The organism is Rahnella sp. PAMC25559 (genome assembly GCF_050632365.1).
Classification (GTDB): domain Bacteria; phylum Pseudomonadota; class Gammaproteobacteria; order Enterobacterales; family Enterobacteriaceae; genus Rahnella; species Rahnella rivi.
This window is the reverse complement of record NZ_CP192543.1, coordinates 4,474,165-4,497,857: the sequence shown is the minus strand read 5'-3', so window position 1 is coordinate 4,497,857 and position 23,693 is coordinate 4,474,165. Positions and strand designations below refer to the sequence as shown.

The following is a 23,693-nucleotide window of genomic DNA, read 5'->3' as shown; positions in this document are numbered from 1 at the left end:
CAGGAAAACTATAAAGGGCGCATTTGCGCCCTTTATAGTATGTGCACCAGAGCGCTTACAGTTCGGAAATTAAGATCTTCGACCGGCGCTGATAGTTGTACATTTCCTGCTTTTGAATCGGCAGAACATCAACTTCAGCCGGTTTGAACCCGCGTTCCTGGAACCAGTGAATGCTGCGGGTCGTCAGCACGAACAGGCGGTTAAGCCCCATTTGTTTTGCCTGACTGGCCACACGCTGTAACAACATTTCACCGCGTGAAGAACTGCGGTAATCAGGATGAACTGCCACGCAGGCCATTTCCCCGATACCTTCATCGTGGAACGGATACAGCGCCGCACAGGCAATGGTCAGGTTATCCCTTTCGATAATCGTGAATTTATCGATTTCCATCTCCAGCTGCTCGCGGGAGCGACGAACCAAAATACCCTGTTGTTCAAGCGGGCGGATAAGCTCGAGGATCCCGCCGATATCGTTGATCGTTGCACGGCGCACCTGCTCCGCACTCTCCATCACAATTTGGGTACCGATACCGTCACGCGAGAACAGTTCCTGAATCAGCGCACCGTCTTCCTGATAGCTGATCAGGTGGCTGCGACGCACACCGCTGCGGCAGGCTTTCACCGCGCCACGCAGGAAACGCACTGTCCCCGAAAGGTAATCGCCGCTGGCTTCCATCTTATCAATGCGTTGCTGCGCATCGTTCGGGAACAACTCAGAAATGATATTCCCTTCCTCATTAATCACGCCCTGCGACGAGCAGAAACCGATCATCTTTTCGGCTTTCAGCTTGATGGCCAGTTGCGTCGCCACTTCTTCAGAAGTCAGGTTAAAACTTTCTCCGGTAACGGATACGGCTACCGGCCCCATCAGCACGATGGCATTGCTGTCAAGCTGGCGGTGAACGGCCTCTTCGTCGATGCGACGGATACGGCCACTGTGGCAATAGTCGATACCGTCATCTACGCCCAAAGGTTGCGCGATAATAAAGTTACCGGAAACAACATTGATGTGCGCACCCTGCAGCGGAGTATTATTCAGGCTCATCGACAGGCGGGCGGTGATATCGAGCTGTAACAACCCCGCAGCCTGCTTCACCAGCTCGAGTGTACGGGCATCGGTAACACGGATATTTTTATGATAAATCGGCTCGCAGTGATGCTCTGCCAGATTCTCATCGATTTGCGGACGGGCACCATACACCACCACCAGCCGGATACCTAAGCTGTGTAACAGCCCGATATCATTGACGATGTTGCTGAAGTTCTCATGTTCAATGGCTTCACCACCGAGCATAACAACGAATGTTTTGCCACGGTGAGCATTTATGTAGGGAACGGAGTGGCGAAATCCCTGGACCAATTCAGTGCTACGTTCCTTCACGGCAAAACCTCATTTGAATTTTTATTCGTAATTTTTGTATTTTTATTCTTTTAGGGCTGTGTGGCAAGTAAGAAATCTCTGTTTTTCTACTAACAACGATTACAAACACTCAACAAATTGATTTATCAAAATAATGTTAAGGAATGACATGCAGGGAAGGATTAGTTAAAATTCCCAAACTGAGTTTTTTATCATCACTTTTGATTTTTGTAACCTGTTTGAGATTGCATGACTGACGATAACCACAACCCCGGAAGACGACGACTTCTTCAGACCGTAGCGGCTTCCTGGATGCTCAGTGTGAGTAAAGTGGGGTTTGCCGCCAGTTCACAGGTTATCGCCGTGCGCATATGGCCTTCCTCGACGTACACCCGCATCACTGTGGAATCCAGTACTCCTCTGAAGTATAAGCAGTTTCTGCTGAGTTCACCTGCGCGTGTGGTTGTGGATATTGAAGGTGTACAACTGAATAGCGTGCTCAAAGGTTTGGGCGAAAAAGTTCAGCAAACCGACCCGTACATTCGCCAGGCGCGGGTAGGGCAGTTTGATGCCCAAACGGTACGCATGGTGCTTGAGCTCAGGCGCCCCATAAATCCCCATGTGTTTACACTCAAACCGGTCGCAGAGTTCCACAATCGTCTGGTGGTTGATTTGTACCCTGAAGAGGGGGCGGTCAGCGCTGAAGATGATCCGCTGCTGGCATTACTGGAAGATTACAACCGCGGGGACGTGGCCAGAACATTGCCGCCGGAAACGGCGAAAGACGGGCAGGCAGGGCACAGCCGCCCTCTGGTCATTATGTTGGATCCCGGTCATGGCGGTGAAGACCCCGGCGCAATCGGCAAGTATAAGACCCGTGAAAAAGACGTTGTCTTACAGATCGCGCGTCGTTTACAAAAACTGATCGCCCGCGAAAAGAACATGAAAGCCTACATGACCCGGAATGAAGACGTGTTTATTCCGCTGAAAGTGCGGGTCGCCAAGGCGCGAAAGTTGCGGGCTGATTTGTTTATTTCCATCCATGCTGATGCTTTTACCAGCCGTGCCGCCAAAGGTTCATCCGTTTTTGCTCTGTCGACCAAGGGCGCGACCAGCTCAGCTGCACGTTTTCTGGCGCAGACTCAGAATGAATCCGATCAGATAGGGGGTGTCAGTAAAAGTGGCGATAAGTATCTCGACCATACGATGTTCGATTTGGTGCAGACTGCGACAATCAACGACAGCCTGAAATTTGGCAAAGAAGTGCTGACACGGATGGGCAAGATTAATCCGCTGCATAAAAACAAAGTGGATCAGGCCGGGTTTGCGGTACTGAAAGCGCCGGATATTCCGTCGATTTTGGTGGAAACTGCGTTCATCAGTAACATCAATGAAGAGAAAAAACTGCGAACCGCGCATTTTCAACAGCAGGTTGCAGAATCAATACTGGCGGGGATTAAGGCGCATTTCGCCAATGGCTGAGTGCCTGCAATGAATTGGATATTAAGGATAATGCGAGGGAAAATCTCGGGGCTGGTGCGCTGTTAACTCAATCTTCAGATACAAAAAAACACCCGTTAAGGTGCCTGATGTTTACGTCTTACTGATTATTTTAGTAGTTGGTTGCGGGGGCCGGATTTGAACCGACGACCTTCGGGTTATGAGCCCGACGAGCTACCAGGCTGCTCCACCCCGCGTCCGTCACTACTTAATACTGCATTTACTTCTTCACATTATTCGAACTCAGCGTAATAAGCATAAGTCTCGAATTGGTTGCGGGGGCCGGATTTGAACCGACGACCTTCGGGTTATGAGCCCGACGAGCTACCAGGCTGCTCCACCCCGCGTCCGTAGCACTTCTTACTTCTTTACTTCATCGTTCAATTCAATCGGGCATTTTATTGCCTGCGAATCGAATTGGTTGCGGGGGCCGGATTTGAACCGACGACCTTCGGGTTATGAGCCCGACGAGCTACCAGGCTGCTCCACCCCGCGTCCGATGGAGGCGAACTATACTCCCCATGAGATTTCGCGCAACCCTTTATTTGGATTTATTCAAATAAACCACCTGGTTGCTGACTTTTTAGGCATAAATTCCTCTATTGCTTCCCAATTTGGCCGAGGGCACTTTTTTCGGCTATTGCAATTCCTTTCTGATAGGCCGTTTGTTATCGTTTCGCCAGTCAATTCCCATGAAAGTAAGAGAGCGCGGCAATAATGAAAGGACGTTGGAGTAAATTTCTGCTGGGTGGTTTGGTTGTTGCGGTGCTTGCAGGTTGTTCCTCGCGCCCGACCGACCGGGGTCAGCAGTATAAAGACGGGCGGCTGGATAACGCGCTTGAATACGTCAATGAGCCGAATGCGACAGGCAAACCCGTCAATGCCCTGGATTACTCCAATCAGGTCGCCGCGGTACAAATTGCCTCTTCTTCCTTATATGGCAGAAATAACCCCACTTTCCAGGCCGTCCAGCAATGGCTGCGTTCAGGTGCTGATACCCGCAACCTGAGCCAGTACGGCATCAGCGCTTATCAGATGGAAGGGGCTGATAACTTCGGTAACGTGCAACTGACCGGCTATTATACGCCGGTGGTACAGGCGCGTTACACGCGTCAGGGTGAATTCCAGTATCCGTTATACCGTATGCCGCCTAAACGTGGGCGTCTGCCTGATCGCGCCTCGATTTACTCAGGTGCACTGAGTGAAAATTACGTAGTGGCCTGGACTAACTCCCTGATGGATAACTTCATGATGGAAGTGCAGGGCAGCGGCTATGTGGATTACGGCGACGGGCGTCCGTACATGTTCTTTGGTTATGCCGGGAAAAATGGTCACGCTTATCGCAGTATCGGAAAGGTGCTGATCGATCGTGGCGAAGTCGCGCGTGAGAATATGTCGATGCAGGCGATCCGCCAGTGGGCGGATACGCACAGTGCCGCTGAAGTCCGTGAGTTGCTGGAACAGAATCCCTCATTTGTATTCTTTAAACCTGAACCTTTTGCCCCTGTTCGTGGCGCAAGTGGCGTGCCGCTGATTGCCAAAGCTTCCGTGGCGTCTGACCGCTCGCTGATCCCGGCAGGAACCACGCTGCTGGCGGAGGTGCCTGAGCTGAATGATAAAGGTAAGTTCACCGGTAAATACCATATGCGTCTGATGGTTGCGCTGGACGTCGGCGGTGCCATTAAAGGGCAACATTTCGATATGTATCAGGGGATTGGTACCGATGCCGGACACTCAGCAGGATTTTATAACCACTATGGCCGCGTCTGGGTGTTAAAATCAGCGCAAAATGGCAAACCGCTGTTCACAGCCTATGCTCAGCCAAATTAAGTTTCGACACGTATTGAGGTTCAGAAGGTCATGACAGCAACATATTCCGACGCCTACCAGCAACGCTTTGGCGGCACTGCTCGTCTTTATGGTCAGCAGGCACTGGCGTTGTTCTCACAGGCACATGTCTGCGTGATTGGTATCGGCGGAGTGGGTTCCTGGGCTGCCGAAGCGTTGGCCCGTACGGGAATTGGCGCCATTACGCTCATTGATATGGATGATGTGTGCGTGACCAATACCAACAGGCAGATCCACGCTCTGCGGGAAAATGTCGGGCAGGCGAAAACCGAAGTAATGGCTCAGCGCATTCTGGCGATAAATCCGGAATGCAAAGTGACCTGTATCGATGATTTTATTACGCCGGACAATGTTGCTGAAATGCTCAACAAGGGATTTAGCTACGTGATTGATGCCATCGACAGCGTGCGGCCAAAAGCCGCGCTGCTGGCATACTGTCGTCGTTTTAAGATCCCGGTCGTGACCACCGGTGGGGCGGGCGGGCAAATCGATCCGACGCAGATCGCCGTCGTGGATCTGGCGAAAACTATACAGGATCCGCTGGCAGCCAAACTGCGTGAGCGCCTGAAAAACGATTTCAACGTGGTGAAGAACAGTAAAGGTAAGCTTGGGATTGACTGTGTATTTTCCAGCGAACCGCTGATGTACCCGCAGGCGGATGGTTCAGTTTGCGCATCGCGCGCGACGGCAGAAGGCCCGAAACGTATGGACTGCGCTTCAGGTTTTGGTGCAGCGACGATGGTCACCGCCACGTTTGGTTTTGTCGCGGTTTCTCATGTTCTTAAGAAGATGATGGCAAAACAGCAGCGTCAGGCTCAGGCTGCCTGACGGGCGAGATGTAAAACACCTTCAGCCAGTGCGTTCAGCCCGCTGGAGCGGCTGGTGCTCAGTTGCTCTCTCAGGCCCAGCACATCGAATAACGCCAGCGGATCCCGACTCAGGATCTCGTCTGGCGTTTTGCCTTCTACGGCGGTCAGCAGCACTGCCAGCAAGCCTTTGACGATCCGTCCCTCGCTGTCACCGTAAAAATGCATCGTTCCATTTTCTGATTTTTCCGCTCCCAGCCAGACCCTATTTTCACATCCCGACAGCTCATTCTCCGGCACCTTCAATGATGCCTCCAGCGGTGGCAGAGATTTCGCCAGCAGAATTAACTGGCGATAGCGGTCCTCCCACTGACGAAATGAAGCAAATTTTTCTGTCAGCGAAGCTTCGGTAATTTCCTGTCCAAAAGGGTGTGGCGCGAGCATTGTGATCCTTAAAAAGCGTATGTCTCAGAAATGTGATTAATCAGCCAGCAGGCTCATCGCATATTTTACCGCCCCGACCAGGCGTGCGACATCCTCTTCATTATTATAGGGCGCGAATGATGCGCGCAGGGTTCCTTTGACGCCCAGAGCGTCCATCAGTGGCTGTGCACAGTGTTGCCCGGCGCGCAGCGCAATGCCTTGCTCCGCGAGTAAGGTGACCAGGTCGCTGTGATGTACGCCGGCAATATCAAATGCAAGCAGCGAAGCGTCCTGTGCGCGGAAACTGCGAAAACCTTCAATCTGCGACAACTGTTTCTCCGCCATTGCCGCCAGGTTTTGCGCATGTTTCTCGCCAGCCTGCACATCTTGGGTTTTCAGCCAGGTCAGCGCAGCGGCCATGCCGATCACACCGGCAATGTTGGGGGTACCTGCTTCAAAGCGATGGGGCACCGTCTGCGGCGTAAAGCCGGTCATTGTCGCATGGGTCAGCATTTTTCCGCCGCCGTGCCAGGGTTCCATGCTGTCGAGCAATTCTGTTTTACCGTACAACACGCCAATCCCCGTCGGGCCATACAGCTTGTGGCCGGAAAAAGCATAAAAGTCGATATCAAGTTGCTGTACGTCCGGCGGGCAATGCACAACGCCCTGTGCGCCATCCACCAGAACCGGCGTGCCGTTGGCGTGTGCCAGTTTAATGGCGAGTGAAAGATTGGGCATACCGCCGGTGACGTTCGACATTTGTGTGATCGCCAGCAGACGCGTGCGGGTATTCAGCAGGGCGGGAAGCTGGCTGATATCTGCCATACCGCGCTCGTCTACCGGCAACGTGATAACCCGCGCCTGACACTGTTCGGCCAGCATCAGCCAGGGGATGAGATTGGCGTGATGCTCGGCCTGACTGACAATAATCTCATCTCCGGCCTGCAACCGCGGGCGCAGATAGCTTTGCGCGACAAGATTGACTGACTCGGTGGTGCCGCGTGTCCAGACAATGTTCTCTGCGCGTGGCGCATGGATCCAGTCAGCCACCTGTACGCGTGCCTGTTCGTAGGCTTCGGTCAGCGTTTGTGCCGCACGGTGCTGACTGCGGTGGACTGTCGCCCCCTCCTGTGAATAAAAATTCACAGTGGCGTCAATCACGGCCTGCGGTTTGAGCGCCGTGGCTGCACTGTCGAGGTAGCACTGCCCCTGCGACAGGGCGGGGAAGTGTCGCCGGAAATCAGCGGCGTTAAAGTCGGTCATGCGAGGTTATATCCTTCGGCTTCAGGGTAAAGAGTACAAACTTTGAGCTAATGCAAACCACCTATTCATTTTAGGAATGGTTACCTGGAAATATATCAGAGGTTTGTTATGCTGAATTACGAACACTAGACAAATTAGCCTGGGGGCTTCCCGGGAATTGAAAGCATTTTAATCTGCAAGGAGTCTACAATGAAAAAGATCGTCGCCGTAATTTCAGCCGCACTGCTGACCACAACACTTGCCGCCTGTTCAAGCAACTACGTGATGCACACCAACGATGGCCGTACAATCGTTGCTGAAGGCAAACCAAGCACTGACAGTGATACCGGTATGATCAGTTATACCGATGCGTATGGCAACAAGCAGCAGATCAATAAATCTGAAGTGAAAGAAATGGCCGAAGGGAAATAATCCCTTGCGTGACACCACCTTCGGGTAACCTCACTGCGCCTCACGACAAAACCGGATACGTATGCGACGTAGCCGGTTTTGTCACATATGAAGGGCGCTCATTGGCAGGCATCCCAAAATTCGGGCAAAAAAAAGCACCGCAAAATGCGGTGCTAAAAAATCACTTTGGACAGACAGGGTAATGTACAGGAAGTGAAAAGTTTGTAGCATTCAAGCTACGTGTCCGGATTGCCGGACAATTGCAAACACAACATCACAACCACAAGCCAAAAGTATTTCAGCATCCTCATACCAATCTACTTTTCGTTCCGGCTCAGGAAGTGGCGCCACTATAGGTTTTTGCCTGTACATCCTCAACGGACAAATTATAATGTCTCGGATTAAAAAAACTAATATCTGAACCCCCTGACAGGGGTTCCGCTGACCGCCACATAAGAAGTCTCTTATTTATGTCAAAACGTTTACCCCCTCTGAATTCACTGCGCGTGTTTGACGCCGCAGCGCGTCACCTTAGTTTTACTAAAGCGGCGGAGGAATTGTTTGTCACACAGGCTGCTGTTAGCCACCAGATCAAGTCACTTGAGGACTTTTTGGGGCTAAAACTGTTTCGTCGCCGAAATCGCTCTTTGTTACTGACCGAAGAAGGGCAGAGCTATTACCTCGATATTAAAGAGATATTCTCGTCTCTTAACGAAGCGACACGCAAACTTCAGGCCCGCAGTGCAAAAGGCGCACTGACCGTCAGTTTGCCGCCAAGCTTTGCGATTCAATGGCTGGTGCCAAGATTGTCTGGCTTTAACTCAGCTTATCCGGGTATCGATGTACGCATTCAGGCCGTAGACCGCGAAGAGGACAAATTGTCCGATGATGTGGACGTGGCGATTTTCCATGGCCGAGGTAACTGGCCGGGGCTGCGTGCCGAGCGTTTATACGCCGAGTATTTAATTCCCGTTTGTTCTCCTTCCTTATTGATGGGCGATAATTTGCTGAAAGAACCGGCAGATCTCGGTCACCACACGCTGCTGCATGATGCCTCGCGCCGTGACTGGCTGGCCTACACCAAGCAGCTTGGCCTGCAGCAGGTGAATGTTCAGCAGGGGCCGATTTTCAGCCACAGTGCGATGGTTGTTCAGGCCGCGGTTCACGGGCAGGGGATTGCACTGGTGAATAACGTGATGGCGCAAACCGAGATTGAGGCTGGCCGTCTGGTGTGTCCTTTTAATGAAGTTTTAGTCAGTAAAAACGCTTTTTATCTGGTTTGTCATGACAGTCAGGCAGAACTGGGTAAAATAGCCGCCTTTCGTCAGTGGATCCTCGCGCGCGCCGCCAGCGAGCAGGAAAAACTGCGCTTTCGGTTTGATCAGGCCTGAAACCTGAAATACAGAAACCGATGACCATGAACGTACTGATGAGACGGATGAGTAGACGTTTTCATCATTAAAAAACGATAACGGGTAACGTATAATGACCAGTCGTTCAATGCTGATTTTTGCCGCGATAAGCGGTTTTATCTACGTGGCGTTTGGTGCTTTTGGCGCGCACGTGCTGAGCCAGTCGCTGGGAGAGGCCGAAATGGCCTGGATCCACACCGGGCTGACCTACCAAAGTATTCACACGCTGGCGGTGATGATTTTAGGCGTTGCCATGCAGCGTCAGCGTAATGTGTGGTTCTACTGGAGCAGTGCCTTCCTGGCGCTGGGAACCGTGTTATTCAGCGGCAGCCTTTACTGTCTGGCGCTGTCGCACCTCCGTTTATTTGCTTTTGTGACTCCGATTGGCGGTACCTTGTTTCTGGTCGGTTGGATTTTGATGTTGATAGGCGCATTGCGTCTGAAGAAAAAGGCCGAACGCCATGAATAAAGTTGCCCTCTACTGCCGTCAGGGTTTTGAAAAAGAATGCGCAGCAGAAATCACAGACAAAGCTGCGAAGATGGAAATCTTCGGTTTTGCCCGCGTAAAAGAAAACAGCGGGTATGTGTTGTTTGAATGCTATCAGCCTGATGATGCTGATCGTCTGGCGAAAGAGCTGCCATTCCGCGAACTGATTTTTGCTCGTCAGCTGATCGTCGTCGGCGAATTGCTGAAAGATCTGCCGCCGGAAGATCGCGTTTCGCCGATCGTGGGCATGGTACAAAACGTGGTGACCAACGGCGGTGAACTGCGTGTAGAAGTGCCGGATACCAATGAAAGTAAAGAACTCACCAAGTTCTGTCGCAAACTGACAGTGCCATTACGTACCGCGATGCGCGAACGCCGCGTGCTGGGAAAACGTGAAAATCCGCTGCGCCCTGTCGTGCACGTCTTCTTCATTGCATCAGGTTGCTGCTACGTTGGTTATTCCTACAGTAATAACAATTCCCCGTATTACATGGGGATCCCGCGTCTTAAGTTTCCGTCAGAAGCACCAAGCCGCTCCACGCTGAAGCTGGAAGAAGCATTCCATGTGTTCATTCCTGCTGATGAATGGGAAGAGCGTCTGGCGAGCGGGATGTATGCGGTAGATTTGGGTGCCTGCCCGGGCGGCTGGACCTATCAGCTGGTACAACGCAGCATGATGGTTACCGCTATTGATAACGGCCCGATGGCGCCAAGCCTGATGGAAACCGGTCAGGTTATTCACCTGCGTGAAGACGGCTTCCGCTACAAGTCCACCAGTACCAAAAACTACTGGCTGGTGTGTGACATGGTAGAAAAACCGGCGAAAGTGGCTGCGCTGATGTGCGACTGGCTGGTTAACGGCTGGTGCCGCGAGACGATTTTCAACCTGAAATTGCCGATGAAAAAGCGTTACGAAGAAGTGTCTAACATCCTCGCGCGAATTGATGAACGTCTTAAGGAAAATGGCATTAATGCGGAGATCTTCGCTAAACAGCTCTACCATGACCGGGAAGAGGTAACGGTGCATATTCGTCGCTTCTGGTCAGCCATCGGTGGCCGTCGTGATGAACGCGATCGTTGATTTACGCTGAATGGCGTTTGATATGATGCGAAAAGGCGCTTTCTTCGGGAAGCGCCTTTTTCTTTGGCAGACTTACGGCAAGCGCAACTGCTGTAAATTCCCGTCGAGAGCGATATCGGTTTGCAGCGCAGACACCCGTTTGCAGGCGTATGCCAGATCCCGATGCTCCCGCAATTTTGACTGCCACTTTTCCGGCACCGCACTGAGATTGTCATACAGCGCGTCCAGTGAACCGGCCTGAGCCAGCAGAGTCACGGCTGTTTTTGGACCAATACCGGGTACGCCAGGGATTTTACTGCTGCTGATCCCCGCCAGCCCCCAGTAGTCGGTAAGCTGGTGCGGTAATACGCCGAATGTTTCCTGCACGAACGGCAAATCAAGCCAGCGTTTTTGGAAATAATCGCGGATCTGAACGTTGGGGGCCAGCAACTGGCAATACCCTTTATCCGTTGAGACGATGGTGACCTGATGACCGCCGGAGGCGACTTTTTCCGTCAGCGTCGCCGCGAGATCATCGGCTTCGTTGCCGGCTGAATGCCAGCAGGCTATCCCGTGAGCTTCAAAACCGGCCTTCAGACTGGGCATTTCTGCAAACAAATTGTCCGGCATCGGTGAGCGTCCTGCTTTGTAATCTGGCAGGCACTGATGACGCCAGCTGTCAGCGCGATCGTCTTCATCGAAAACGGCTACAGCGTGCGTCGGGCGGGTATGCTGAATCAGCTGCGCGATCGCATTCTGACAGGTAATCAGGCAGGGCGAACCCTGAACCGCATGGATGCGGCGGATAAGATTCAGGGCATCAATAATCAGCAGATGTATTGCCATCGACAAACTCCATAATAATCAGGGCGACATCGCGTCGCCCTGAAAAACCCTTATTCTTCAAACTTACCGCGACATGTGCCGGGTATCCGAAGGTGTTTGGGTATCCATTTCTATGCACAAATCTCGTAGCACGGAATGTAAGCGCTGCCCGGTAATTTCATGCGGTGCTGAGCGACAAAACCTTGCAACAAACTGTCCATTTTCTTCATCAGTGCCGGATCACCGTGCAGCTTAAAGCGCCCGTACTGTTCAATGGCGTGGATGCCAAACTCTTTGACGTTACCGGCCACAATCCCGGAGAAGGCGCGGCGCAGTGCAGCAGCCAGCTCCTGTGGGGGTTGGTTTGGATAAAGATTCAGGTTAGCCATATTTTCATGGCTTGGTTCGAACGGATGCTGTAAGTCGGGTGCAATACGAATCGACCAGTTAAAGCTGTAAGCATCACCGCTGTTACGACGGTTTTCCTTGACCAGAGGCATAGCCCGTTTCATCTGGCGTGCCACTTCGGTCGGATCGTCAACAATGATGGTATAGAACTTAGACGCTTCTTCGCCCAGCGTTTCTTTGATGAACGCATCCAGTACGTGGAAGTAGTCTGCACTCTCTTTCGGGCCGGTCAGAATCAGCGGTAACACCTGATCGCTGTTTTGCGGATCCATCAATATGCCCAGTAAATAGAGCAGTTCTTCCGCCGTGCCAACGCCGCCAGGGAAGATGATAATACCGTGGGCAATACGCACGAAAGCTTCCAGCCGTTTTTCGATATCCGGCATGATGATCAGTTCATTGACCAGGGGATTAGGCGGTTCTGCGGCAATGATCGACGGTTCGGTCATTCCGATAAAACGACCGGCTTTGTAACGTTGCTGCGCGTGGCCGACGGCCGCACCTTTCATCGGCGCTTCCATTGCCCCCGGACCGCAGCCGGTGCAGATGTTCAGTTCACGTAAACCAAGCTGGCTGCCGACGTTGCGGGCATACTGGTATTCAATCTCATTGATTGAGTGCCCGCCCCAGCACACTACCATGTTCGGATCTTCATCCAGATGGAGTGCGCGGGCATTACGTAAGATGGAGAACACCATATTGGTCAGGTGTGCAGAATCGTTATCGTTGAAGTTCTCAAAGCGCGGATTATTAGAGATTTGCGCATTCACAAACAGGATGTCACGTAAAACAGCGAACAGGTTGGCCTGTAATGAGCGGATAATCCGGCCATCGACAAAGGCATCTTCCGGCGGGTTTACCAGCTCAAGTTTTACGCCGCGCTCTCTGCGCAGCACATTGATATCAAAACTTTCGTAACGTTCGAGGAGTTCTTTGCTGCTGTCGGTCTGGCTGCCGCTGTTGAGTACGGCCAGTGAGCAATTTCTGAAAAGACGATATAAGTCGCTGCTCGCCGTGCGCTTGAGCATGTCGACTTCCAACTGCGACAACAAATCCATTGAGCCCAGCGGGCTGATGTGAGTAATCAAAGTTGCTCCTTGACACCTAAGGGTGCAGTGATTCTTTCTGCCTGCCGGGCGCGATGCATGATTTTTCGGATCATGTTTTTTGCGTCGCAAAGCGTGAGCAAACAAAAACAATTGTCTGTTAGCAGAAAGGATTACCGGTACTGTTTTGCCCCGTAATCTCTTTCTGATTTAACAGTAACCTTGTCACCAGGCTTTTACCAATACTCACAGAGCGTTAGCGCAAATCTTGAGCAATGCCTCGCATTATTGCCTGACGAGTCTTGCTGTTACCGGTTCAAACGGGAAGTTAGATCGCCATGGATTGATGTCCAGACCGCCGCGGCGGGTGTAACGGGCATACACTGCGAGCTTCTCTGGCTGACAAAAATGCAGAATGTCGTTAAAAATACGCTCCACGCATTGTTCGTGAAATTCGTTGTGATGACGGAATGACACCAGGTAGCGCAGCAGGGCTTCGCGGTCGATTTTCGGGCCACGGTATTGGATCTGCACTGAACCCCAGTCGGGCTGATGGGTGATCAGACAGTTTGATTTGAGCAGGTGGCTGACCAGTGACTCTTCGACGAACTCTTCGCCCGCAGCATCCGCAAGATAGCCGACATTGAATTCGTAGCTGTCGATTTCAATATCCTGATCGTCGATGCAATCGCCTGCGAAATGCCCGACGGGCGACCCTTCTATTTCTGACAAGCGACTGACCCTCACCGTCACCTCACCTTCAGCGCAGGCGCTTAAATCCCGTGTTAACGTTTCCTGTACTGTGTTCCAGTCCGGGAATACGGTCTGGTTGAAGCTGTTGAGGTAAAGTTTAAAGCTTTTGGATTCGATCAGATTTTGACTGTCGGCCTTCAGGCTGATTTCACCCACAGCGACCTGAGGTAATCCTTTTGCATTGAGCCAGGACAGTTCATACAGCGTCCAGATATCTGCGCCATGAAAAGGCAGATTATCCGGAAATAAACCCAGGGGTTCGCGGTTCATACTGCGGGGAACGGCTTGTAATAAGGAGGCGTCGTAGTGATCGACGTAGGCCGTGCTTTTGCCCAGCGTCAGTTGCGCCAGTGCGGGGTTATCCTGATAAGAGGACATGCTGTCACCTTGCTAAGAGATCGGTACAATAGGGAATAGTGACTAGTTTAACCCAGCCTTACCTGAAGATGAGAGAATTATGGAGTCTGAAGTTTCTGTAGCATTGCGTGAATTTACTCAGCGTTATGTCGATCTCTGGCAGCGGGAAACCGGGATGCCGCCATCAAGTGAAGCATTATTGGGTGTGGAATCACCTTGTATCGTGAAAACCGATGAAGACAAGGTGTTTTGGCTGACTCAGATTTTCAGCCCCGATGACACGCTGCAAAACGTTGAACGGGCGATGGAGTTGCAGCTACGCCATGAAGCGCACGTGTTTTATACCACGCAGTTTGCTGGCGATATGACAGCGCAATGGCAGGGCAATACGCTGACGCTGTTACAGGTCTGGAGCCCGGAGGATTTCACCCGTTTACAGGAAAATCTGATAGGCCATCTGGTGACGCAAAAGCGCCTTAAACTGACGCCGAGCGTGTTTCTGGCGACGACAGATTCTGAGTTGGATCTCGTATCGCTGTGTAATGTGACGGGGAATGTTATTCTGGAGCAGTTCGGCAGTAAAAAAAGAACGATACTCTCGCCATCGCTATCTGAATTCCTTACAATGCTGACCCCTGTTTATCCCGCCTGATGCCGTTATTCAGAAAAACATTTTCCCGCAGAGCTTAAATGGCTCACATGCGTGTGAGAGATCTCTCACAAAGACTGTAAGAGATCTCGCTAATTTGACTTATCCTCTCGCCGTTATTCTTGTTAAATTTCTTTTTAATGAATGAGTTAAGTGTTTTCATGCCTGTGAGATGGCTTACCCGTTTCTCTTTTGGCTTACAGCCCTTATTGCCTGAGAGGGCAAAATCAACGATTCTAGTCGGGCAGAAAGGAAGCATGAATCGGAACATCAGGATGATGGCTGATTCATAAAGCAGGGGACGGCTCAGGAAGAGTCAGGACGGCATCGGATTATGCCAGGATGTTTCAGGAAGAAACCAGGGACACCTCCAGGACGGAGAAGAGAGCTCACAAAGGAAGCTGAGCGGGTCACAGATGACCAGGATGCAAGTCGGGATGACTTAGGATAAACCGTCAGGATGAAAGTTGGACGATGCAAAGGACAGCCGGTTAGGATAACCGCAGGAAAAGTTTTCAGGGATTGAGCAGGGAGCACTTAGGTAGCTGGATTGCTATAAAACGAACCGGGGGCACTGTGTAAACAGTGCCCCCAACTTTTTGTCTGGACCCTGAGATTTTTCTACACACTGAACGGCGCCCCGAAGTTCACGGCGCGCCTCTTAGCGACAAGGGCTAGCCAATCGCGCCCAGAACATCATCCTGACCCTGCTTTTTCGGCAGCAGGAACAGCGTTGCGAAGATATCCAGCAGGTAGATAGCCGCCAGTAACGTTATGGCGGCTGTGAAGGAAACCTGCGCGACCAGCATACCGATCACCAGCGGACCAAAACCTCCCACGCCGCGCCCCATGTTGAACAACAGATTTTGTGCCGTCGCCCTGACGCGAACCGGATAGAGGTCTGAAATTAATCCGCCGTATCCTCCAATCATGCCATTGACGAACATGCCCATAAGCGCGCCTGCAAACAACATCAGTGTTGGATCGGATAACTGCGCGTAACAGACGACCATGATTACGGCACCCACCTGATAAATCAGGAAAATTTTCCAGCGCGGGAAGCGGTCAGACAATACGCCAAACAGCCAGATGCCGAAGGTCATGCCGATAACGGTTACCGCCGTCCACAAACCGGATTTAGTCAGCGAGAAGCCAAAGTTTTTGGACAGATAACTCGGCATCCAGATCATCAGGCCGTAATAACCAAAATTTTGCACCGAGCACAGAATGAAAATACCGATGCTGGCTTTGGTCGTGGCTTTATCGCGGAACAGCAATTTGATGCGGCTGAATAATGAACCGTCGTTATCAGTTGACGCACTTTTGACAAAGGCTTCAGGTTCGCCCATGGTGCGGCGGATAAGGAAGGAGGCCAACGCTGGCAGCAGGCCGACCAGAAACATTCCGCGCCAGCCAATGATGCCGAGCAGCAGCGGAGTGAGGAATGCCGCGAGCAGTACACCGAGCTGCCAACCCATACCGACGTAGGCCGATGCCCGGTTACGTTTTTCTGCCGGCCAGGCTTCGGCAATCAGCGCCATGCCAATTCCAAACTCACCGCCAAGTCCGATACCGGCCAGTGTGCGGTAAATCAGTAAATCCCAGTAACCCTGTGCGAAGGCGCATAAACCGGTAAATACTGAGAACATCAGTATCGTAAAGGTCAGGACGCGTATGCGACCAAAACGATCGCTGATCGGGCCGAAAATTACGCCACCGAGCACGGCGCCAATCAGCGTCCAGGTCACCAGTGAACCGCTTTGGGAGGCCGTCAGGCCAAATTCGCTGGAAATTGCCGGGAGCATGAAGCCGAGGATGAGCAGATCAAAGCCGTCCATGGCGTAGCCTGTTACCGATGCCAGCATGGCTTTTGCGGGTGTTGCGTGTGCTTTTTGAGTGTGTTGAGCAGACATGGATACACATCTTGAGAGAAAAAAGTGGCGGTAGTTTGCCCGTATCGGGCATCTTTCGCTACCACGAAAAACGTATGGTTGAAGGGATTGACGCAGCCGGATGCAGAAAGTTGGGGCAAAAGGTCTTCAATGTTATGCTTTGCGCCCCCGAACGGACGCTGGCCGGGGCCATGAATGAAGAGAGCGACTCATGAATACAGAAAAACAGGTTCGTCAGATTTTAGAAGATATTGAACAGGTAATGCGTGACGATAAACTCTGGCACGCCACGCCTCCTGATGCGGAAGCTTTTGAGAGTAAAGAACCGTTCTCGGTCGATACGATGTCTGCTGAACAGTGGCTGCAATGGGTGCTGGTTCCCCGTATGTATGCGTTACTGGCTGCCGGATCGCCAATGCCTACCCGCTTTGCTATCACTCCTTATTTTGAAGTGGCGATGCCTGAAGCAACCCTGTTGTTGAGTCAGTTGCAGCGCCTCGATGACTTGCTGAATATAGAAGACTGACATGCTGGAAATTTTGTATCAGGACGAACATCTGGTCGCAGTGAATAAACCTGCGGGCATGCTGGTTCATCGCAGTTGGCTTGACCAACATGAAACAGTGTTTGTGATGCAGACATTGCGTGATCAGATTGGTCAGCATGTGTTTACCGTTCACCGGCTGGATAAACCGACCTCAGGCGTTTTGCTGATGGCGTTATCGAGCGACGTGGCAAGGTTGCTGTCCCAGCAGCTTGAGAATCACCAGATGAATAAGGTGTATCACGCGGTGGTTCGCGGTTATGTCAGCGAGGACGGAACGGTCGATTACGCACTGACCGAAGAGCTGGACAAAATTGCTGATAAATTTGCTAACCCCGATAAAGCGCCGCAGTCAGCCGTCAGCCATTATCGCGTGGTGGCGCAGGCTGAGATGCCGGTCGCCATTGGCCGTTACGATACTGCCCGCTACAGCCTGGTAGAGCTCAAACCCGAGACAGGCCGTAAGCATCAGTTGCGTCGTCATATGTCGCATCTGCGCCATCCTATTATCGGGGACAGCGCGCATGGCGATTTGAAGCAAAACCGTGGCATGACGGAGCATTTCGGTTGTTCCGGTTTGATGCTGCACGCCAGCCACATGATGCTGCCGCATCCGGTTACGGGTGAGCTGCTGGCTTTACAGGCTCGCTGGGATAACCGCTGGCAAAGTGTGGTCGAACAGTTCGGCTGGCAGGGAAAAATCCCTGAACTTGAAAGGGTTGAAGTTACCCCCGCTTGCGGTCAGGATAGTGAACAAATTTAAGTTCTACGGACGAAATCGTCGAATGACACAGGAGTGAAGCCATGGCAGAAGTCGGAATTTTTGTCGGTACGGTGTACGGCAATGCGTTACTGGTTGCGGAAGAAGCGGAAACCGTGCTCACAAGTCAGGGGCATGAGGTAAAGCTGTTCGAGGAAGGATCGCTCGAAGCCTGGCAGTACTATCGTCATCATTTCGTTCTGGTTGTGACGTCGACGACCGGACAGGGCGATTTGCCTGACAGCATTGCGCCGCTGTATGTGGCCATCCGGGATACTGTCGGATATCAGCCTGAGCTGCGTTACGGTCTGATTGCGCTGGGTGACAGCAGTTACGATCATTTTTGCGGCGGCGGGCATAAGCTGGATGATTTATTGCAGGAGCAGGGCGCTGCGCGTATTGGCGATTTGCTGGAAATTGATGCGATGGAAAATCCGGAGCCGGAAACGGTGGCTATTCCATGGGTAGAGAAGTGGGCGTCGCTGCTGAAATAAGGCGCACTTCTTCACATATTAAAAAGGTCAGGTAATTCACCTGACCTTTTGCATTTCTGAATGGCGAAATAATGCCAGACATTAACCGCGTTAACGACCGCTGGTCAGTTTTTCCAGATCGGATTCAATCTCGGTAATTTTATTGGCCACCACGGATTCCAGATGACGTAAATCATCCAAAATTTTACGTTTGAGGTCGACTTCCACCTGGTCGCGCTGACAGATTTGATCTAACTCATCAATGACATAACGCAGATTCGGGCTGATTTCATGAATTTCTTTATAACCCTGCCCTGCATTATCGGCAACGATGGTTTTACGCTGGCGCGGATATTTAAATTTCACGCTTTTAGCGAAGAATTCACCTTTATCACGGCGGAAATAAATCTTCAGGATGTCGTTATTAGCCTCCTGACGCAGGCTGTAACGATCAATATCGTCGGGATTATTAATGCCCAGGCTTTTCAGATTGTCATACATAGCGCTACCTTCGGTTAGGAGAATATTTAAACATCATGATGAACCGAACGGCGGTTCGAATCGTTGATTAATGACACAATTTGCTATCAACAAGATAAAAAAATAGCGGGTATCGTTGTAAACACAAAACTTAACCCGCTATTTCTCAGTTTAGTCGATGTTACGTAATAACTCATTCAGACCGGTTTTGCCCAGCGTTTTAGCATCGACTTTCTTCACGATGACTGCGCAGTACAGGCTGTAGCTGCCATCTTTAGAAGGCAGGTTACCGGAGACGACAACAGAGCCTGCTGGCACGCGGCCGTAATGCACTTCGCCGGTTTCGCGGTCGTAAATTTTGGTGCTCTGGCCGATGTAAACGCCCATCGAAATCACGGAGCCTTCTTCAACGATCACGCCTTCAACGATCTCCGAACGGGCACCGATAAAGCAGTTATCTTCGATAATGGTCGGGTTAGCCTGCAGAGGCTCCAGAACGCCACCGATGCCGACGCCGCCGGAAAGGTGAACATTTTTACCGATTTGCGCACAAGAACCGACGGTCGCCCAGGTATCTACCATGGTGCCTTCATCTACATAAGCACCGATGTTGACGTAAGACGGCATCAGCACAGTATTGCGTGCGATGAACGCGCCTTTGCGCACCGCGGCTGGCGGCACTACGCGGAAACCTTCACGCTGGAAACGCGCTTCATCATAATCAGCGAATTTCATAGGGACTTTGTCGAAGTAACGGCTTTCACCGCCTTCCATCACCTGGTTGTCATTGATTCTGAAAGAGAGCAGTACCGCTTTCTTCAGCCACTGATGCGTTACCCATTCGCCATTAATCTTTTCAGCCACGCGCAGTTCGCCGCTGTCGATTTTGTTAATGACCTGAGTGATGGCGTCGCGCGTTACGCTGTCTACGTTTGCCGGGGTAATGTCTGCACGGCGCTCGAAGGCTTGTTCAATAACGGTTTGTAGTTGCTGCATCCTGTTCTCTTTCCTGAAGTGATGTTAAATAGACAACCGTACTTGTATCACATTTTGTCGGCTGGGTTGAGTGCCTCGGTTAATCGGCGTGTGATTTCCTTGCGCGTCGGCTTATCAAGGGCACGACGTTCTGAGTTCGCCAAAATAAATAAGTCTTCCACCCGTTCGCCGATGGTCGAAATTCTTGCACCGTGCAGCGATAAACCTAAATCAGAGAAAACTTCGCCGACACGGGCCAGCAGGCCGGGTTGATCCAGCGCCACCAGTTCCATATATGTGCGGCGATCGGTGTGCGTCGGCAGAAAACTGACGTCGGTCTGCACACTGAAATGGCGAAGTTTTGGCGACGGGCGTCTTGCCCGCGGCGGCTGATATGCCTGTGTCATTGACTGTTCCAGCGCATAGCGGATCGCCTCGTGGCGATCCTGCGCAAGCGGGCTGCCGTCCGGCTCGAGCACAATAAAGGTATCCATTGCCATGCCATCGCGGTTGGTGAAAATCTGTGCGTCGTGAATGCTCAGATTGCGGCGATCCAGCTCTCCGGCAACGGTTGCGAACAGATAAGGACGGTCCGGGCTCCAGATAAAGATTTCTGTTCCGCCGCGGGTAGCCTGACGGCTGACCAGCACCAGCGGTTTAGTGGAATCATGTTCCAGCAGGTGCCGGGCATGCCACGCCAGCTGATTGGGAGAATGGCGCAGGAAGTAATCCGCGCGACAGCGGCTCCAGATCCGGTGCAAGGCTTCTTCATCAATATTGTCCATACGCAACAAGGCCAGCGCCTGCAGGCGGTGATGGCGTACGCGTTCCCGCAGATCCGGCGTATTTTGCATTCCCCGCCGCAATTGTTTTTCGGTCGCGAAATACAGTTCGCGTATCAGGCTCTGCTTCCAGCTGTTCCACAACGTTTCATTCGTGGCGCAGATATCGGCAACGGTCAGGCTCACCAGATAACGGAGACGGACTTCGGTTTGCATTTCTGCTGCGAACTGCTGGATCTCGTTGGGATCCTGAATATCACGGCGCTGCGCCGTGACGGACATCAGTAAATGACAGCGAACCAGCCACGAAACCAGCTGCGTTTCCCGCGAGTTCAGCCCGTGCAGCTCAGCGAATTCCAGCACATCCTGCGCGCCAAGAATCGAGTGATCGCCACCGCGACCTTTGGCGATATCGTGGAAAAGCGCGGCCATCAGCAGCAATTCGGGCTGCGGAAGGCGCGGATACAATTCCACGCACAAAGGGTGTTTAGGGCGAGTTTCTTCATGCGCAAAGCTTTCGATTTTCTGCAGAACGCGGATCGTATGTTCATCCACCGTGTAGGCATGGAACAAATCGAACTGCATCTGGCCGACAATTTGTCCCCACTGCGGCATGTACGCCCACAACACGCTGTGCCGGTGCATCGGCACCAGTGCGCGCGAGACAGCGCCCGGATGGCGAAGGATCGACATAAACATTTCCCGCGCCTGGGGGATCATACAAAGCGGTTCTTTCAGATGACGGCGTGCATGGCGCAAAAGGCGCACGGTGGTGGAGTAAATCCCTTTGATTTCGCGATGACGGACCATCAGATGGAACATACCGATGATCGTTTCCGGCTGACGTTCAAACAAAGAGTCGTCGCGCAGATCGATCAGATCCCCTCGCAGCTGGAAATGCTCATCCAGTGGACGCGGTTTCTCGTTCGGGCCTATCGCGAGAATCGCTTCATCGAACAGCTGCAGTAACATTTGATTCAGCTCGCCCACCCGGCGGGTCATGCGATAGAAATCTTTCATCATCCGTTCGACAGGCTGATTGCCTTCGCCCTGATATTGCAGGAGCTGAGCGACGTTAAGCTGTCTGTCGAAAAGCAGGCGGTTGTCATAACGCGGCAACACCAGGTGCAGGGCAAAGCGGATACGCCACAGGAAACTCTGGCACTCCAGCAGCTCGTTGCGTTCGGCTTTCGTCAGAAATCCAAAAGCGACCATTTCATCCAGCGACGTTGCGCCGAAGTGACGGCGTGCAACCCACAGAATGGTATGGATATCGCGCAGGCCGCCCGGGCTGCTTTTGATATCCGGTTCCAGATTGTAGCTGGTGCCGTGATAGCGCAAATGGCGCTCGTTTTGTTCTTCAATTTTGGCACGAAAGAAGTTGGGGGAAGGCCAGAAACCATCACTGAAAATGTGTTTTTGCATACTGAGAAACAGCGCAACATCTCCGCAAATGAGGCGTGATTCAATCAGGTTTGTTGCGACGGTAAGGTCCGCAAGCCCTTCCAGCAGGCATTCTTCCAGCGTGCGGACGCTGTGACCGACTTCCAGTTTCAGATCCCACAACAGGGTGATCAGCTCACCGATGCGCTGCGCCTGCTCATCGTTGAGGCGCTTTTGGCTCAGTACCAGCACGTCGATATCGGACAGCGGATGCAGTTCTCCGCGGCCATAACCGCCAACGGCAACCATCGCCGTCTCCGGGATATTATCGAAACCGTAGAATGTCCACAGGCGTTGCAGGAGCTGGTCGATGTAATGCGCTCGCGCATCCACCAGTTCCTCGGCGCGCAGCCCGGCATTAAAGGCGTCCGCCAGCCAGCCCTGAAACTGTTCCATATGTTGTTTGAGGCTCTGACGGTTTAACTCGTCGTCCGGATAAACGGAGGGGGAAACGGGCTGTGGCGGGCAGGAGCAAGGGGGGTTCTGCATTAATTCTGGTTGCAGGCTCTTTTCAGCAGAGAAGTTTTCAGTCATAGAAGCGCAGCCCATTCCTACACGTTTAAGATAAAAAAAACCGGCTTTCGCCGGTTTGATTGACAGATTTATACCCTCTGCGCCGAGCGGGTCACTGTTAGTCGTGCGTCAGGATAGCCGGGATGGTGTCATCCTTACGCAGCGTCATAATTTCACAACCGTTATCAGTCACCACAATAGTATGCTCGTACTGAGCCGACAAGCTGCGATCTTTAGTTTTTACTGTCCAGCCATCTTTCATGGTGCGGATGCGGAAATCACCGGCGTTAACCATCGGCTCAACGGTAAAAGCCATACCGGCTTGCAACACTACGCCGCTGTCGTCGGCATCGTAGTGCAGAACCTGAGGTTCTTCGTGGAAGCCTTCGCCAATACCGTGACCACAATATTCACGCACTACGGAGAATTTTTCAGCTTCCACGAATTTCTGAATCTCTTTGCCTAACGTCCGCAAACGGATGCCCGGCTTGATCAGACGCAGCGCCAGATACAGGCTCTCCTGCGTTACGCGGCAAAGGCGCTCACCGAGAATGGTCGGTTTCCCCACGATGAACATCTTCGAAGTATCGCCGTGGAAACCCTCTTTAATCACCGTGACGTCGATGTTGACGATATCGCCGTCTTTCAGGATTTTGTCGTCACTCGGGATACCGTGACAAACAACTTCGTTAATCGAGATACACACCGACTTAGGGAAGCCGTGATAGTCGAGGCAGGCAGAAATGGCATGCTGTTTGTTTATGATGTGATCGGAGCAAATGCGATCCAATTCACCGGTGCTGACGCCTGGTATGACGTAAGGCTCGATGATTTCAAGCACTTCGGCAGCCAGACGGCCAGCGACGCGCATTTTTTCGATATCTTCAGGGGTTTTGATTGAAATGGCCATGAGTCATCCTGCAGGTTTGTACATCCGGTGTGCTGTATTTCTACACCGTTGTCGTCAATAATTAGCTGTGGCTTATGGTATCAGCCCTGATATTAGCTGCCAAACTATCATTTCCCGGTGCGGAGCCCGCTGAACAAAAGTTGCTGTCCGACCGATATTTGTGGTATAAAACGCGCCGGCAATCCGCTCTGGGTCCCAGACTCCGGGGGATTAAAGCCAAATTCACTCATATGTGTACTTATTAACGTAAGTAATAACACACACGTATCGACACATACGCCGGGGTGCCTTGGGAATTCGTTCTGCAGGGTCGGTTGTATGGGATACGTGGAGG

General features: G+C 52.1%; 22 protein-coding genes and 3 tRNA genes. 11 read left to right on the top strand and 14 right to left on the bottom strand.

All coding sequences use genetic code 11. From position 1 onward, the window contains the following. Positions 1–55: 55 nt before the first annotated feature. Entirely contained in the window at positions 56–1,381 is a 1,326-nt protein-coding gene (gene argA / locus ACQZQY_RS21765; protein WP_056781792.1) for an amino-acid N-acetyltransferase, read from the bottom strand. A gap of 228 nt (positions 1,382–1,609) precedes the next feature. On the opposite strand from argA, the gene amiC reads away from it, so the two are divergent. Next, a complete protein-coding gene (gene amiC, locus ACQZQY_RS21760) occupies positions 1,610–2,842 on the top strand; it encodes an N-acetylmuramoyl-L-alanine amidase AmiC (RefSeq protein WP_414070520.1) in 1,233 nt (410 codons plus the stop codon). Positions 2,843–2,980: 138 nt separating this feature from the next. Here the strand turns inward: amiC and ACQZQY_RS21755 are convergent. The 3 genes from ACQZQY_RS21755 to ACQZQY_RS21745 all read right to left on the bottom strand — a co-directional run bounded on the left by ACQZQY_RS21755 (position 2,981) and on the right by ACQZQY_RS21745 (position 3,355). Beyond that, positions 2,981–3,057 (bottom strand) — tRNA-Met (locus ACQZQY_RS21755). Positions 3,058–3,130: 73 nt separating this feature from the next. Then, positions 3,131–3,207: transfer RNA gene (locus tag ACQZQY_RS21750), tRNA-Met, on the bottom strand. 71 nt (positions 3,208–3,278) lie between these two features. Beyond that, positions 3,279–3,355 (bottom strand) — tRNA-Met (locus ACQZQY_RS21745). A 222-nt stretch (positions 3,356–3,577) separates the two neighbouring features. On the opposite strand from ACQZQY_RS21745, the gene mltA reads away from it, so the two are divergent. Together mltA and tcdA are read left to right on the top strand one after the other, a co-directional pair. Then, positions 3,578–4,690: a murein transglycosylase A gene (gene mltA / locus ACQZQY_RS21740; RefSeq protein WP_056781790.1), complete on the top strand. Its 1,113-nt coding sequence runs from the start codon at positions 3,578–3,580 to the stop codon at positions 4,688–4,690. Between the two features lie 30 nt (positions 4,691–4,720). Continuing rightward, entirely contained in the window at positions 4,721–5,536 is an 816-nt protein-coding gene (tcdA, locus tag ACQZQY_RS21735) for a tRNA cyclic N6-threonylcarbamoyladenosine(37) synthase TcdA (protein ID WP_122097000.1), read from the top strand. Here the strand turns inward: tcdA and csdE are convergent. Together csdE and csdA are read right to left on the bottom strand one after the other, a co-directional pair. Next, positions 5,524–5,958 (bottom strand): cysteine desulfurase sulfur acceptor subunit CsdE, encoded by a 435-nt coding sequence (csdE, locus tag ACQZQY_RS21730; RefSeq protein ID WP_056781786.1) that lies wholly within the window; start codon positions 5,956–5,958, stop codon positions 5,524–5,526. The two genes, tcdA and csdE, sit on opposite strands and share 13 nt — an antisense overlap. A 36-nt stretch (positions 5,959–5,994) precedes the next feature. Continuing rightward, positions 5,995–7,200: a cysteine desulfurase CsdA gene (gene csdA, locus ACQZQY_RS21725; protein ID WP_431296397.1), complete on the bottom strand. Its 1,206-nt coding sequence runs from the start codon at positions 7,198–7,200 to the stop codon at positions 5,995–5,997. Positions 7,201–7,389: 189 nt separating this feature from the next. Between csdA and ACQZQY_RS21720 the strand changes: the two genes are divergently transcribed. The 4 genes from ACQZQY_RS21720 (at position 7,390) to rlmM (ending at position 10,570) form a co-directional block, all read left to right on the top strand. Continuing rightward, complete coding sequence (locus ACQZQY_RS21720; RefSeq protein ID WP_056781782.1) at positions 7,390–7,611, top strand: YgdI/YgdR family lipoprotein; 222 nt, start codon at positions 7,390–7,392, stop codon at positions 7,609–7,611. A 449-nt stretch (positions 7,612–8,060) separates the two neighbouring features. Next, entirely contained in the window at positions 8,061–8,981 is a 921-nt protein-coding gene (locus ACQZQY_RS21715; protein ID WP_056781779.1) for a transcriptional regulator GcvA, read from the top strand. Between the two features lie 94 nt (positions 8,982–9,075). Then, on the top strand, positions 9,076–9,471 hold the full coding sequence (locus ACQZQY_RS21710) for a DUF423 domain-containing protein (protein WP_056781778.1): 396 nt from the start codon (positions 9,076–9,078) through the stop codon (positions 9,469–9,471). Next, on the top strand, positions 9,464–10,570 hold the full coding sequence (rlmM, locus tag ACQZQY_RS21705; RefSeq protein ID WP_056781775.1) for a 23S rRNA (cytidine(2498)-2'-O)-methyltransferase RlmM: 1,107 nt from the start codon (positions 9,464–9,466) through the stop codon (positions 10,568–10,570). Before ACQZQY_RS21710 ends, rlmM begins: the two co-directional genes overlap by 8 nt. A gap of 72 nt (positions 10,571–10,642) precedes the next feature. Here rlmM and xni read toward each other — a convergent pair whose 3' ends face one another. The 3 genes from xni to queF form a co-directional block, all read right to left on the bottom strand. Then, on the bottom strand, positions 10,643–11,395 hold the full coding sequence (xni, locus tag ACQZQY_RS21700; RefSeq protein WP_122096997.1) for a flap endonuclease Xni: 753 nt from the start codon (positions 11,393–11,395) through the stop codon (positions 10,643–10,645). Between the two features lie 110 nt (positions 11,396–11,505). Next, positions 11,506–12,870: a nucleotide 5'-monophosphate nucleosidase PpnN gene (gene ppnN / locus ACQZQY_RS21695; protein WP_122096996.1), complete on the bottom strand. Its 1,365-nt coding sequence runs from the start codon at positions 12,868–12,870 to the stop codon at positions 11,506–11,508. A gap of 243 nt (positions 12,871–13,113) precedes the next feature. Next, positions 13,114–13,959: an NADPH-dependent 7-cyano-7-deazaguanine reductase QueF gene (gene queF / locus ACQZQY_RS21690; protein WP_431296396.1), complete on the bottom strand. Its 846-nt coding sequence runs from the start codon at positions 13,957–13,959 to the stop codon at positions 13,114–13,116. Between the two features lie 79 nt (positions 13,960–14,038). On the opposite strand from queF, the gene syd reads away from it, so the two are divergent. Beyond that, on the top strand, positions 14,039–14,590 hold the full coding sequence (syd, locus tag ACQZQY_RS21685) for a SecY-interacting protein (RefSeq protein ID WP_056781767.1): 552 nt from the start codon (positions 14,039–14,041) through the stop codon (positions 14,588–14,590). Positions 14,591–15,261: 671 nt separating this feature from the next. Here syd and ACQZQY_RS21680 read toward each other — a convergent pair. Further along, positions 15,262–16,500 (bottom strand): MFS transporter, encoded by a 1,239-nt coding sequence (locus ACQZQY_RS21680; RefSeq protein WP_056781765.1) that lies wholly within the window; start codon positions 16,498–16,500, stop codon positions 15,262–15,264. Positions 16,501–16,690: 190 nt separating this feature from the next. On the opposite strand from ACQZQY_RS21680, the gene ACQZQY_RS21675 reads away from it, so the two are divergent. The 3 genes from ACQZQY_RS21675 to ACQZQY_RS21665 are packed head-to-tail and all read left to right on the top strand — an operon-like array spanning position 16,691 to position 18,277. Continuing rightward, positions 16,691–17,005, top strand: coding sequence for a YqcC family protein (locus tag ACQZQY_RS21675; protein WP_056781763.1), 315 nt, complete (start codon positions 16,691–16,693; stop codon positions 17,003–17,005). Between the two features lies 1 nt (position 17,006). Continuing rightward, positions 17,007–17,786: a tRNA pseudouridine(65) synthase TruC gene (gene truC / locus ACQZQY_RS21670; RefSeq protein WP_431296395.1), complete on the top strand. Its 780-nt coding sequence runs from the start codon at positions 17,007–17,009 to the stop codon at positions 17,784–17,786. A gap of 41 nt (positions 17,787–17,827) precedes the next feature. Beyond that, positions 17,828–18,277, top strand: a complete 450-nt coding sequence (locus ACQZQY_RS21665) for a flavodoxin (protein WP_431296394.1) — start codon at positions 17,828–17,830, stop codon at positions 18,275–18,277. A gap of 90 nt (positions 18,278–18,367) precedes the next feature. Here ACQZQY_RS21665 and ACQZQY_RS21660 read toward each other — a convergent pair whose 3' ends face one another. From ACQZQY_RS21660 to map, 4 genes are all read right to left on the bottom strand, one after another. Continuing rightward, positions 18,368–18,757 carry a DUF3461 family protein gene (locus ACQZQY_RS21660; protein ID WP_056781756.1) on the bottom strand — a complete coding sequence of 130 codons (390 nt, stop codon included), beginning with the start codon at positions 18,755–18,757 and terminating at the stop codon, positions 18,368–18,370. Positions 18,758–18,907: 150 nt separating this feature from the next. Continuing rightward, positions 18,908–19,732, bottom strand: coding sequence for a 2,3,4,5-tetrahydropyridine-2,6-dicarboxylate N-succinyltransferase (gene dapD / locus ACQZQY_RS21655; protein ID WP_056781755.1), 825 nt, complete (start codon positions 19,730–19,732; stop codon positions 18,908–18,910). A 47-nt stretch (positions 19,733–19,779) separates the two neighbouring features. After that, positions 19,780–22,425 carry a bifunctional uridylyltransferase/uridylyl-removing protein GlnD gene (gene glnD, locus ACQZQY_RS21650; RefSeq protein WP_414071810.1) on the bottom strand — a complete coding sequence of 882 codons (2,646 nt, stop codon included), beginning with the start codon at positions 22,423–22,425 and terminating at the stop codon, positions 19,780–19,782. Positions 22,426–22,567: 142 nt separating this feature from the next. Continuing rightward, positions 22,568–23,359: a type I methionyl aminopeptidase gene (gene map / locus ACQZQY_RS21645; protein WP_217203817.1), complete on the bottom strand. Its 792-nt coding sequence runs from the start codon at positions 23,357–23,359 to the stop codon at positions 22,568–22,570. Between the last annotated feature and the right edge of the window lie 334 nt (positions 23,360–23,693).

What these genes read in the sequence shown, in the direction of transcription:
- amiC (WP_414070520.1), top strand. Translation starts at nt 1,610, where the DNA reads ATGACTGACGATAACCACAACCCCGGAAGACGACGACTTCTTCAGACC.
- mltA (WP_056781790.1), top strand. Translation starts at nt 3,578, where the DNA reads ATGAAAGGACGTTGGAGTAAATTTCTGCTGGGTGGTTTGGTTGTTGCG.
- tcdA (WP_122097000.1), top strand. Translation starts at nt 4,721, where the DNA reads ATGACAGCAACATATTCCGACGCCTACCAGCAACGCTTTGGCGGCACT.
- csdE (WP_056781786.1), bottom strand. Translation starts at nt 5,958, where the DNA reads ATGCTCGCGCCACACCCTTTTGGACAGGAAATTACCGAAGCTTCGCTG.
- csdA (WP_431296397.1), bottom strand. Translation starts at nt 7,200, where the DNA reads ATGACCGACTTTAACGCCGCTGATTTCCGGCGACACTTCCCCGCCCTG.
- ACQZQY_RS21720 (WP_056781782.1), top strand. Translation starts at nt 7,390, where the DNA reads ATGAAAAAGATCGTCGCCGTAATTTCAGCCGCACTGCTGACCACAACA.
- ACQZQY_RS21715 (WP_056781779.1), top strand. Translation starts at nt 8,061, where the DNA reads ATGTCAAAACGTTTACCCCCTCTGAATTCACTGCGCGTGTTTGACGCC.
- ACQZQY_RS21710 (WP_056781778.1), top strand. Translation starts at nt 9,076, where the DNA reads ATGACCAGTCGTTCAATGCTGATTTTTGCCGCGATAAGCGGTTTTATC.
- rlmM (WP_056781775.1), top strand. Translation starts at nt 9,464, where the DNA reads ATGAATAAAGTTGCCCTCTACTGCCGTCAGGGTTTTGAAAAAGAATGC.
- xni (WP_122096997.1), bottom strand. Translation starts at nt 11,395, where the DNA reads ATGGCAATACATCTGCTGATTATTGATGCCCTGAATCTTATCCGCCGC.
- queF (WP_431296396.1), bottom strand. Translation starts at nt 13,959, where the DNA reads ATGTCCTCTTATCAGGATAACCCCGCACTGGCGCAACTGACGCTGGGC.
- syd (WP_056781767.1), top strand. Translation starts at nt 14,039, where the DNA reads ATGGAGTCTGAAGTTTCTGTAGCATTGCGTGAATTTACTCAGCGTTAT.
- ACQZQY_RS21680 (WP_056781765.1), bottom strand. Translation starts at nt 16,500, where the DNA reads ATGTCTGCTCAACACACTCAAAAAGCACACGCAACACCCGCAAAAGCC.
- ACQZQY_RS21675 (WP_056781763.1), top strand. Translation starts at nt 16,691, where the DNA reads ATGAATACAGAAAAACAGGTTCGTCAGATTTTAGAAGATATTGAACAG.
- truC (WP_431296395.1), top strand. Translation starts at nt 17,007, where the DNA reads ATGCTGGAAATTTTGTATCAGGACGAACATCTGGTCGCAGTGAATAAA.
- ACQZQY_RS21665 (WP_431296394.1), top strand. Translation starts at nt 17,828, where the DNA reads ATGGCAGAAGTCGGAATTTTTGTCGGTACGGTGTACGGCAATGCGTTA.
- ACQZQY_RS21660 (WP_056781756.1), bottom strand. Translation starts at nt 18,757, where the DNA reads ATGTATGACAATCTGAAAAGCCTGGGCATTAATAATCCCGACGATATT.
- dapD (WP_056781755.1), bottom strand. Translation starts at nt 19,732, where the DNA reads ATGCAGCAACTACAAACCGTTATTGAACAAGCCTTCGAGCGCCGTGCA.
- glnD (WP_414071810.1), bottom strand. Translation starts at nt 22,425, where the DNA reads ATGCAGAACCCCCCTTGCTCCTGCCCGCCACAGCCCGTTTCCCCCTCC.
- map (WP_217203817.1), bottom strand. Translation starts at nt 23,359, where the DNA reads ATGGCCATTTCAATCAAAACCCCTGAAGATATCGAAAAAATGCGCGTC.